Here is an 11,373-nt window from a genome sequence, read left to right as displayed (position 1 = left end):
TCTCCCTCATTTATAGGTATTTTGCACTGAGTCTTAAAAGCTCTTCCTGATTTGTCTCTTTTGTATTTACGATTCCGGAGAGGTGTCCATTGGACATGACTCCGATACGGTTAGTAATTCCGAGGATCTCCGGCATTTCAGAAGAAACAACAATAATTGTCTTACCCTGTTTTGCCATGTTAATGATCAGTTCGTAAATCTCATACTTAGCACCGACATCGATACCTCTTGTCGGCTCATCCATCATAAATACCTGTGGATCTCTCTCCAGCCATTTACCAAAGATAACCTTCTGCTGATTACCACCGGAGAGGCTGGCAATCATATCATCCGGTCCCATACACTTTGTATGCATAATCCGAATTTCATCTGCAGTTGCCTTTACCATCTTAGCTTCTGAAAGAGCAATTCCTGATTTATAATGATTCAAATTGGCAATCGTCGTATTAAACGTTAAGTCCTCTTTTAAGAACAGACCATTTGCTTTACGCTCTTCCGTAATCATTGCAAATCCGTGATCCATTGCTTCTTTTGCACTGGCAAAGTTCATCAGATGTCCATTGAAATATACTCGTCCAGCCGCTCTTGTCCGTACTCCGAAAATCGTTTCCAGAAGCTCTGTTCGACCAGCTCCCACAAGTCCATACAGACCAAAAATCTCACCTTTTCTAACATCAAATGAAATATCCTGTAAATGTGGTTCAAATTTCGTTGATAAATGCTGAATCGACAATACAACATCCTGTGGCTGATTATCTATCGGCGGGAAACGATTTTCAAGAGAACGTCCTACCATCGCAGCAATCAGCTCATTCATATTTGTCTCCTGAGTACTCTTTGTCATAACAAGATTACCATCGCGGAGAACAGATACTTCATCACAGATTTTAAAAATCTCGTCCATCTTATGAGAAATATAGATCAAAGCAATTCCCTGCTCTTTTAACATATTCATCATTTCAAACAGTTTATCAACTTCCTGGACGGTCAGGGATGATGTTGGCTCATCAAGAACGATTACTTTTGAATTATAAGAAATTGCTTTCGCAATCTCACACATCTGACGCTGTGATACAGACATATTCCGCATCGGCTGTGTCAGGTTCACTGTCATTCCAAGCTTTCTGAACAATTCAGAAGCCTCTTTTTTCATTCGTCCTTCATCAACGATTCCCAGAGAATTTACCGGATAACGTCCAAGAAATAAATTGTCAACTACATTTCGCTCCAGACACTGGTTCAGCTCCTGATGAACCATCGCAATACCATTCTCAAGGGCATCCTTCGGTCCGGAAAAACTCACTTCTTTTCCATCAAGGAAAATATTACCTTCATCTTTCTGATATGTTCCGAACAGGCACTTCATCATTGTAGATTTTCCTGCACCGTTCTCCCCCATAAGTCCCATGACTGTTCCGCGTTTTACATTCAGATTGATATGATCAAGAACACGGTTACGTCCAAAGGATTTGCTCATGCCGCATATCGATAAGATGATATCATCTTTCTTATCTGCCATTATTCTCTACTCCTGTATTCGTTAGATTTATTCTGTCCTACAAGAGGATATTAGGGAGAATCTCTTCTCCCTAATAAGTTATGTCCTCTTTATTGTTGCATCTGTGATTACTGATTCAGTAAGGATGTGTAAGAAGCTGCGTTGTCTGTCTTAACCATGTTGATTGCGAATGCATCATACTGTCCAGGGTTTCCAAGACGGTTTGTGATATTAGATTCTGTCTGGCCATCTCCACCGATGTACTCAACTTCAAGGTTAAGAAGTTTATCATAGTTCTGAAGCAATGGCTGATATGTAGAACTTAAGAAGTTGTCTGCTGCATTGTAGATGTTAAGCCATACTTTCTTAGTAGGGTTTTTCTCTTTATCAAGCTGATTAGAAACCGGCTCGTAGATCTTTGTAGAATCTGTAAAGTCCTGATAGTTATCTGCTGTTACAGCTACGTTTAATGCATAGTAAGAACGTTCTTCTTCTCTGTATACATAAACATCATCTGAAAGAACATTTCCTGCTTCATCTTCTGTACCGATACCTGTGTCAATGTCTACACCATCAAGTGCGTTACGAAGAACACGAAGTGTTAAGTAAGCCTGAACGTCTGCATGCTGGCTGATTGTTCCGCCGTATCCTTCTGCGATTGCTGCAACTGCATCGCTGTTTGCATCGTATCCGAATGTCGGTACCTTATTGTCTTTTGACCATGCATTAAACATTGACATTCCCATACCATCGTTGTTAGATGCAACTACATCGATCTGATCTCCAAAAGAAGATGACCATGTTCCGATAGAGTTACCTGCTGTTGCTGCATCCCATGTAGAACCTGCAGAGTTCTTCATTTCCTGAGAAGCAAGTTCACGAACAACATATTTCTTTCCGTTTACTTCCAATTCTCCGTCTTTAACTGCTTTTGCAGATCCGTCTGTGTTTGTACCGATCGGATCACTGTTGATGTTTCCATCTTTTTCTACTGCTGTTCCAAGAGCTTTACGAACACCTCTTGTACGAGCGATAGAGTCATTGTGTCCGATATCACCGATTGCAAGTACATATCCGATTACACCATCGCCGTTACGGTCGATCTTATCAATGTTTGCTTCGATATAATCTTTAACCATTGTTCCCTGAAGCTCAGCACCCTGATTTGCATCAAATCCTACATAATATGTATCTTTATTGAAGTTCAGCGCTGTCTTGTCCAGTTCTCCTGTAGAACTGTTAGATGGCTGACGGTTAAACCATACTAATGGTTTGTCTTTGTTAGCAACTTCTGATGTTTTTGCTTCACCTTTTTTATCTCCCCCGTCAGAAGTGTCTCCGCCTGAACCACAAGCTGTAGCTGATACAGCTAATGCTGCTGCCATCATTAATAACGCAATTCTCTTTTTCATAATACATGATCTCCTTCCATTACGTTTCACGTTTTGTTGATATTGCCAGTATAATGGAATTTTTGCACAGAATACATAGAAATTTTTTCTTTTTTCATTGAATATTTTTCAAGAATGATTGTTAATATCTAATAATTTTTTATATTTTACATGGAAATTCTTGTATAAAAATATCGAATAATAGCACAAAAAAAACAGAGTTTCCGCATATACACACGAAAACTCTGTTCTTTTAACTCACTATCATATGATTATAACAGTCCTCCGATTGCAACGAATAACGGTGCAAATACTAAGGAGATGATTGTCATAAGTTTGATCAGGATATTGATAGAAGGTCCTGAAGTATCTTTGAACGGGTCACCTACTGTATCTCCAACAACACCCGCTTTATGAACTTCACTTCCCTTTCCGCCGTAATTTCCGGCTTCAATGTATTTCTTAGCATTATCCCAAGCTCCACCTGAGTTACTCAGGAAAATTGCAAGAAGAACACCTGTAACAAGTGCGCCTGCAAGAAGTCCGCCAAGTGCATCCGCACCTAACACGATACCTGTAAGGATCGGAACAACAACTGCAATGACACCTGGTTTGATCATTTCTCTTAAAGCAGCTTTTGTAGAAATATCTACACATGCTGTGTAATCCGGTTTGCCTTTTCCTTCCATGATTCCCGGAATTGTACGGAACTGTCTTCTTACTTCTTCGATCATGCTGTAAGCAGCTTTCGAAACAGAATCCATTGTCCATGCTGAGAACAGGAATGGAAGCATACCACCAACAAATAAACCGATGATAACACGCGCATTTAAAATATCAATATTCTTAAGTCCTACTGTAGATGCATATGATACAAACAGAGATAATGCTGTCAGAGCAGCAGATCCGATAGCGAATCCTTTACCCATAGCTGCTGTTGTATTACCAACTGCATCAAGCTTATCTGTAATCTGTCTTACGGAATGATCAAGACCTGACATCTCAGCGATACCGCCGGCATTGTCAGCAATCGGACCGTAAGCATCAACTGCAACTGTAATACCTGTTGTAGAAAGCATACCTACTGCTGCAAGAGCAATTCCGTATACCCCAAAGCACTGATATGCAATAAAAATACCAACACCGATGAATAAAATCGGAGCGCATGTAGACTGCATACCTACAGAAATACCACTGATGATTGTTGTTGCAGGACCTGTCTGAGACTGTTCTGCAATTCTCTTTACGAAGCGATACTCATCAGATGTGTAAACCTCTGTAATAAATCCGATCAGGATACCAACGATCAGACCGGCAATGATTGCCATAGCTGCATTGAAGTTTCCAAAGAACAGCTTACTCATTACAAGAGAAGCAATAATTACAATGATACCAGATACATATGTACCCATCTTTAATGCGGAATGTGGGTTTTTCTTCTCGTCGCCACGTACGAAGAAGCATCCGATGATTGATGCAAGTACACCGATTGCCGCCAACATCAGCGGGAAGAATGCTCCCTCTGCTTTATAGGAAAGAACACCAAGTGTTACTGCTGAAACAATCGCACCAACATAAGATTCAAACAGGTCTGCTCCCATACCCGCAACGTCACCTACGTTATCACCTACATTGTCTGCGATAACTGCCGGGTTACGCGGATCATCTTCCGGAATTCCGGATTCTACTTTACCAACAAGGTCTGCTCCAACGTCTGCTGCTTTTGTATAGATACCTCCACCTACACGGGCAAACAGCGCAATTGAAGATGCACCTAAGCTGAAGCCTGACAGTACAGATACATCTCCTGTAATAACATAGATTACTGTACATCCAAATAAGCCAAGTCCAACTACACACATACCCATAACTGCACCGCCTTTAAAGGCAATTGCAAGGGCGCTAACCATACCGCCTTTTCTTGCGGCATTTGCTGTTCTAACGTTCGCACTAGTAGCTACATTCATTCCGACATAGCCGGCTGCTACTGAGAACAATGCTCCGACAACAAAGCAGATTGCTGTCACCCAGTTCTGAAGTCCCAGACCGATCAGGACAAAAAGAACGAGTACGAACACGACCAGCACACGATACTCTGCAAATAAGAATGCTTTTGCGCCTTCTTTAATTGCAGAAGAGATTTCTTTCATTCTGTCTGTTCCAACTTCCTGTTTCCCTACACTGCTTGCAAGGTAAGCTGCGAAGAGGAGTGCCAGAATTCCGACAATCGCTGCAAAATAGTTCATTACATTTCCTCCATTTCATTTCATTCATTAGTAACTTTCACACAGACTAACCGTATTAGTGTAACACATACGGTTTCAAATGTCTATATGCAGACCATATATTTTTTGTACCATAAAATTGACCAACTGTCAATGCTTTTTAGGCTTCCTCTCTGCGCAAAATGTCAAATTTTTCTGCTTTTTGGTCTAATTCAATAAAAAGTTCCTGTTTTGGATGCGGTGCGCTCTCCTGCTCCTCGCCATCCATATTCACGATTCGTTTTACAGTTGTCCGGACATTCTCTCCATTCGGCTTCATAATCTCAATCTCTTCCCCGACAGAAAATTTGTTGCGCTGCTCGATTCGGTACATCCCGTCACATTCTTCTCCTACGATCCCCAAATATGTATATTCTTTTACATAGGTATTGTTATCATAAATCTGCGCTTCTTCATCCGGTTTTCCAAAGAAAAATCCGGTAGTAAATTTTCTGTAAGTACAGTTCGAAATCTGATCTAAATACCACGGCATATTTTTGCGGTAAAGCTCCACATCTTTCTGACAGTCATCAATCGCCTTACGATATGTCCTTGCCACCGTAGCCACATAAAGCGCTGTCTTCATACGTCCTTCAATCTTAAGACTGTCAATTCCTGCCTCCAATAATTCCGGAATATGTTCGATCATACAAAGATCTTTCGAGTTAAAGATATAGGTTCCTCTCTCATTTTCGTAAACCGGAAGATATTCTCCCGGACGTTTTTCCTCTACAACAGCATATTTCCACCTGCAAGGATGTGTACAGGCACCTTGATTTGCATCCCGTCCTGTAAAATAATTGCTCAAAAGACATCTTCCGGAATAAGAAATACACATCGCACCATGGACAAACGTCTCAATCTCCAGATCTTCCGGAATGTTTGCACGAAGTTCTTTGATTTCTTCCAACGATAGTTCTCTCGCTGATACAACCCTGCTTGCTCCCTGACGATACCAGAAATTATATGTGCCGTAGTTTGTATTATTTGCCTGCGTGCTGATATGCCGTTCAATCTCCGGACACACTTCCTTTGCAATCTCAAATACCCCCGGATCTGCAATGATCAGCCCATCCGGCCGGATCTCTTTTAATTCTTCAAAATATTTCCGGACACCGTCCAAATCTTTGTTATGTGCCAGAATATTTGCTGTTACATATACCTTCACATCATGCTCATGTGCAAATGCAATTCCTTCCCGCATATCTTCCATTGAAAAGTTTTTTGCCTTTGCCCGAAGTCCAAAAGCTTCTCCGCCAATATACACTGCATCCGCGCCAAAAATAACTGCTGTCTTTAGCACTTCAAGACTGCTTGCCGGAATCAAAAGTTCAGGGTGTCTTGCCATGTTTTTCCCTCCTAAATTAAAGTTTTCTGGAGACTGCAACCCCATCCCCAAGAGGAATGATTGCCGTTTCCAGACGTTCATCGTGTTTCAATTCATATAAATATTCCCGCATCCGACTGTGGATCGTCCTGTTTCTCCGCTCTACAGCAAAACGCGATTCAATAATATCCCCATCCTGAAGCACATTATCTGATACAAGGACGCCTTCTTCCGAAAGAAGTCTTATTGCTTCCGGCATGTAATTAATGTACTGCCCTTTCGCCGCATCCATAAAAATTAAGTCATAGGGACCGGAAAGTTCTTTCATAAGCTCAAGTGCATCTCCCTCCATCAATGTGATGCAGTTTTCTTTCCCTGCACGCCGGAAATTCTCTCTCGCAATCGGAATACGCTTTTCATATTTCTCAATCGTTGTAATATGACCATTCTCCGGCATATACTCACTCATCAAAATTGCTGAAAAACCAACCGCTGTCCCTACTTCCAATATCCTTACCGGCTTTTTAATCAAAAGCAGCACTTTCAGAAAGCTCTGCATTTCTTTTCGGATAATCGGCACATAGGAAGCCAACGCTTCCTCTTCGATCTTCTCCAATATTTCACTATTTTTCCTCTCCAGCGAATGCAGATAGGAAATCATTCTTTCATCTACTATCATCGTTTCTATCCTTTGTGTTATTCTTCTAACAACAAATGAGAACGGGACAGTATTGCATGTCCCGTCTCTAAACTTCATTTATACTTCATAATGATTTATACATCCATAATGATCGGAAGGATCATTGGTTTCCTCTTTGTCCTCTTCCAGATAAAGTCATTCATCGTATCACGAATCACAAGTTTAATCCGGCTCCAGTCTGCGTGACGGTTGGAAAGACATCCCTCCAAAGCCTGCTGAAGCACCTGTCTTGCCTCTTCCATAAGACTTTCCGATTCACGCACATACACAAAACCGCGTGAAACAATATCCGGACCTGCAAGCAGCTGATTGCTGCCGCGCTCCAATGTCAATACGACGATCAAGATACCATCTTCAGCCAGATGCTGACGATCCCGAAGTACAATATTGCCTACATCGCCCACACCAAGTCCATCTACAAGAATCGCTCCTGTGTGTACCTGTCCGCTGATCTTTGCACTCTTATCGTCCAATTCTAATACATTGCCTGATTTCAGGATAAAGATATTCTCTTTGTCAATTCCAAGCGATTCAGCCAGTTTTGCGTTCGCTTTCAGATGACGATATTCGCCGTGCGCCGGAATGGCATAACGCGGTTTTACAAGAGAATAAATTAATTTCAGTTCTTCCTGGCAGGCATGCCCTGATACATGAGCATCCTGAAAGATTACATTCGCTCCCTTTTGTGAAAGTTCATTGATTACCTTTGATACAGCTTTTTCATTTCCCGGAATCGGGTTAGAACTAAAAATAACTGTATCCCCCGGCTTAATTGTCACTTTCTTGTGAATATCTGCAGCCATTCTTGACAGCGCAGCCATAGATTCTCCCTGACTTCCGGTTGTGATAAGAACTGTTTTTTCATCCGGATAATTCTTCAACTGATCAATTTCAATCAGTGTCTTATCCGGTACATTCAAATATCCTAATTCTGATGCCGTGGAAATGATATTGACCATACTTCTTCCTTCCACGACAACCTTGCGGTCATACTTATATGCAGAATTGATAATCTGTTGAACACGATCTACATTCGATGCAAATGTAGCAATAATGATACGCGTATTCCTATGCTCTGCAAAAAGTGTGTCAAATGTTTTTCCAACCGTCCGTTCTGACATCGTAAAGCCCTGACGTTCTGCATTCGTACTGTCTGACATCAACGCCAGAACACCTTTTTTCCCGATCTCCGCAAAACGCTGCAAATCAATGGCATCTCCAAACACCGGCGTATAATCTACTTTGAAATCGCCTGTGTGCACAACGATTCCAGCCGGTGAATAAATTGCCAGTGCCGATGCATCCTGAATACTGTGGTTTGTCTTAATAAATTCAATTCTGAACTGTCCCAAATTAATAGACTGTCCGTGACGAACCACCTTTCTTCTCGTACACCGCAGCAGATTATGCTCCTTTAATTTATTCTCAATAATTCCCATTGTCAGCTTGGTTGTGTAGATCGGTACATTAATTTCCTTTAATACATAAGGTAACGCACCGATATGATCCTCATGTCCATGCGTAATGACAAATCCTTTGACCTTTTCAATATTATCACGCAAATATGTGATATCCGGTATAACCAGGTCAATTCCCAACATATCATCCTCCGGGAAGGCAAGGCCGCAGTCAACAACAACAATACTGTTCTCATATTCAAATGCAGTAATGTTCATTCCGATCTGTTCCAGACCTCCGAGAGGAATGATTTTTAATTTTGAGTTGTTCTCTCGTTTCAAAAAAATGACACCTCCATATATTTTTCCGTACATTAATTTTTCTTATGTGCACACATTCATCACACTTATAAATGTTCAGCAAATAAAGAGCTGCTACAGCTCAATATCAACATCCTCAAGCAGCTCTTCGAACACTTTTGACACTGCTGACAGTTCTACCTCATCTTCTACAATTTCATAAACACTGTCCGCTTCTTCTGCCTTGCTCGTATCTCTTAAAATCAGACATTCTGCATCATCTTCCATAGAATCGGTCACAAGAATGTATGATTTTCCATTTACTTTTGTCTGTTCCAACACAAAGAAATCAACAGATTCCCCTGTTTCCCCAAATTCAAATCTAATTTTCTCCATGTATTCTCCTGCTACTGTCCGTTCTGTATACTCAGGGCATCCAGATACCCCTGTAAAATAAAAACTGCTGCGATCTTATCAATATATTTTTTACGATCCTCTCTTCGAACATTGCTCTCGATCAGAGTTCGCTCAGCGGAGGCAGTTGTAAGGCGCTCGTCCCACATCACAACCTCAAGTCCGGTACGTTTTTTTACCATCTCTGCAAATTCAAGAGATTTTTCTGCCCGTTCCCCGATATCGTTATTCATATGCTTTGGAAGTCCAACGACAACTTTCTCTACCTCATATTCTTCCGCCAGCTGCTGAATACGAGCCAGAGTCTGCCTCAGCTTATTCTCCATCTTTCGTTCAATTGTTTCAATGCCCTGTGCTGTAATTCCGAGCGGATCACTGATGGCCACACCAACAGTCTTTGAACCATAATCAAGTCCCATAATCCTCATGGCGTTATTCCCATCCCTGATGCTCAATATATGCCTTGAGCATCTCTTCTACCAGTTCGTCACGTTCTACTTTCATCACGAGACTTCTCGCACCGTTATGACTTGTAATATAAGTCGGATCTCCTGACATAATATAACCAACGATCTGATTCACCGGATTGTATCCTTTCTCTTTTAATGCACTGTAAACAATCTCAAGAATATCTTTCGCCTGAATCTGAGGACCTGTCTCTACTTTAAAAAATTGTGTATTACTTAAGTTGCTCATCTTATCACGTCCTTTAATGTACTTCCCTCTTATTCTAATATAAATAGCTGCAAAATTCAATGCACAATTTGTGAATCCACCCCAAGACATTTTCTGACAATCTGATTCTGCACATATTCTTCAGTGATAAATGCCCCGCGGATATATTCTTTTGTATGTCCTGTCCAGTATTTCTGTCCGTCTCTTATAATTTCCTCTTCCACAAGTATTTCTACTTCTTTTCCTTTCCAGAGTGCCTCATACGCTCTGCGCTGTCTCTGATCAAGTTCCAGAAGTATCTCACTGCGCTTTGCCTTCACCTGCTCCGGTATCTGGTCTTTCATTGCCGCAGCTTTCGTTCCCTGACGTCTTGAGTATTTAAAAATGTGTGTTTCATAGAAACCTACTTTCTCTACAAAAGCTCTCGACTCTTCAAATTCTTCTTCTGTTTCTCCGGGAAATCCCACAATAACGTCTGTTGTCAGCGCCGGATTAGAAAAATATTTCCGCAGAAGGATACATTTCTCATAGTATTCTGCAGAATCGTATTTTCGATTCATGCGTTTCAATACCGCATCACATCCGCTTTGTAAAGACAAATGAAAATGAGGACAAATCTTTTCGAGTCTTGATAGCCGCGCGGCAAATTCCTCTGTAATAATCCTTGGCTCCAAAGATCCAAGCCGGATTCGTTTGATTCCCTCAATCTCATGAACTGCTTCTATCAGCGAGAGCAGATTTTCCCCTTGCAAATCTACACCATAAGAACTCAAATGGATTCCTGTCAATACAATTTCCTGATATCCATGTTCCGCAAGCCTGCATACTTCTTTCAATACATCCTGTTTGCTTCTGCTTCTTACACGCCCTCTTGTAAAAGGAATGATACAGTAAGTGCAAAACTGATTACAACCATCCTGAACTTTAATATACGCCCTTGTATGTTCTACCGTTTTACTCAAGTTCAAGTTCTCATACTCTTTTGTATGGTGGATATCAACCAGATCTTTCATTACCCGGTGCTCATTTTCTTTTCTGCTCTTTGCAGAAAACTCTTCCAGGATTGCAATTAGATCCTTTTTACAGTTATTCCCAATAACAATGTCAACACAGTCGTCCGTCTTTCCCTCTTCCTCCTGTGCCTGCACATAACAGCCAGCTGCAACTACAATTGCATCCGGATTCATTTTCTTCGCCCGATGCAGCATCTGACGCGACTTACGGTCAGCCATATTTGTAACTGTGCATGTATTGATAATATAAATATCTGCGCCTTCTGCAAACGGCACAATTTCATAACCATTTGCCTCCAGAAGTTCCTGCATTGCCTCTGTTTCATAAGCATTTACTTTACATCCCAAGTTATGTAACGCAACCTTTTTCATCGTTATTTTAATTCCTTTCCAC

At 41.2% G+C, this 11,373-nt stretch carries 10 protein-coding genes; all 10 read right to left on the bottom strand.

The genetic code is table 11. The features are described 5' to 3' along the window. Positions 1–10: 10 nt before the first annotated feature. Positions 11–1,519 (bottom strand): sugar ABC transporter ATP-binding protein, encoded by a 1,509-nt coding sequence (locus DWX73_RS05360; protein WP_118347580.1) that lies wholly within the window; start codon positions 1,517–1,519, stop codon positions 11–13. A gap of 107 nt (positions 1,520–1,626) precedes the next feature. Next, positions 1,627–2,910 (bottom strand): substrate-binding domain-containing protein, encoded by a 1,284-nt coding sequence (locus DWX73_RS05355; RefSeq protein ID WP_118347578.1) that lies wholly within the window; start codon positions 2,908–2,910, stop codon positions 1,627–1,629. Between the two features lie 251 nt (positions 2,911–3,161). Further along, positions 3,162–5,135, bottom strand: coding sequence for a sodium-translocating pyrophosphatase (locus DWX73_RS05350; protein ID WP_118347576.1), 1,974 nt, complete (start codon positions 5,133–5,135; stop codon positions 3,162–3,164). 139 nt (positions 5,136–5,274) lie between these two features. Continuing rightward, entirely contained in the window at positions 5,275–6,501 is a 1,227-nt protein-coding gene (locus tag DWX73_RS05345; RefSeq protein WP_118347574.1) for a peptidase U32 family protein, read from the bottom strand. A gap of 16 nt (positions 6,502–6,517) precedes the next feature. After that, positions 6,518–7,159, bottom strand: coding sequence for an O-methyltransferase (locus DWX73_RS05340; RefSeq protein WP_118347572.1), 642 nt, complete (start codon positions 7,157–7,159; stop codon positions 6,518–6,520). 95 nt (positions 7,160–7,254) lie between these two features. Beyond that, on the bottom strand, positions 7,255–8,919 hold the full coding sequence (locus DWX73_RS05335; protein ID WP_118347617.1) for a ribonuclease J: 1,665 nt from the start codon (positions 8,917–8,919) through the stop codon (positions 7,255–7,257). Between the two features lie 93 nt (positions 8,920–9,012). Next, positions 9,013–9,273 carry a DUF1292 domain-containing protein gene (locus DWX73_RS05330; RefSeq protein ID WP_118347570.1) on the bottom strand — a complete coding sequence of 87 codons (261 nt, stop codon included), beginning with the start codon at positions 9,271–9,273 and terminating at the stop codon, positions 9,013–9,015. Between the two features lie 11 nt (positions 9,274–9,284). After that, positions 9,285–9,719 (bottom strand): Holliday junction resolvase RuvX, encoded by a 435-nt coding sequence (ruvX, locus tag DWX73_RS05325; RefSeq protein ID WP_118347569.1) that lies wholly within the window; start codon positions 9,717–9,719, stop codon positions 9,285–9,287. A gap of 4 nt (positions 9,720–9,723) precedes the next feature. Beyond that, entirely contained in the window at positions 9,724–9,987 is a 264-nt protein-coding gene (locus tag DWX73_RS05320) for an IreB family regulatory phosphoprotein (RefSeq protein WP_118347567.1), read from the bottom strand. 56 nt (positions 9,988–10,043) lie between these two features. After that, positions 10,044–11,351: a tRNA (N(6)-L-threonylcarbamoyladenosine(37)-C(2))-methylthiotransferase MtaB gene (gene mtaB, locus DWX73_RS05315; RefSeq protein ID WP_118347565.1), complete on the bottom strand. Its 1,308-nt coding sequence runs from the start codon at positions 11,349–11,351 to the stop codon at positions 10,044–10,046. Between the last annotated feature and the right edge of the window lie 22 nt (positions 11,352–11,373).

The sequence above is a fragment of the Coprococcus sp. AF21-14LB genome (assembly GCF_003458885.1).
Lineage (GTDB): Bacteria > Bacillota > Clostridia > Lachnospirales > Lachnospiraceae > UBA9414.
Note: the sequence above shows the minus strand (reverse complement) of the source record. Positions and strands in the feature narration are given on the sequence as shown.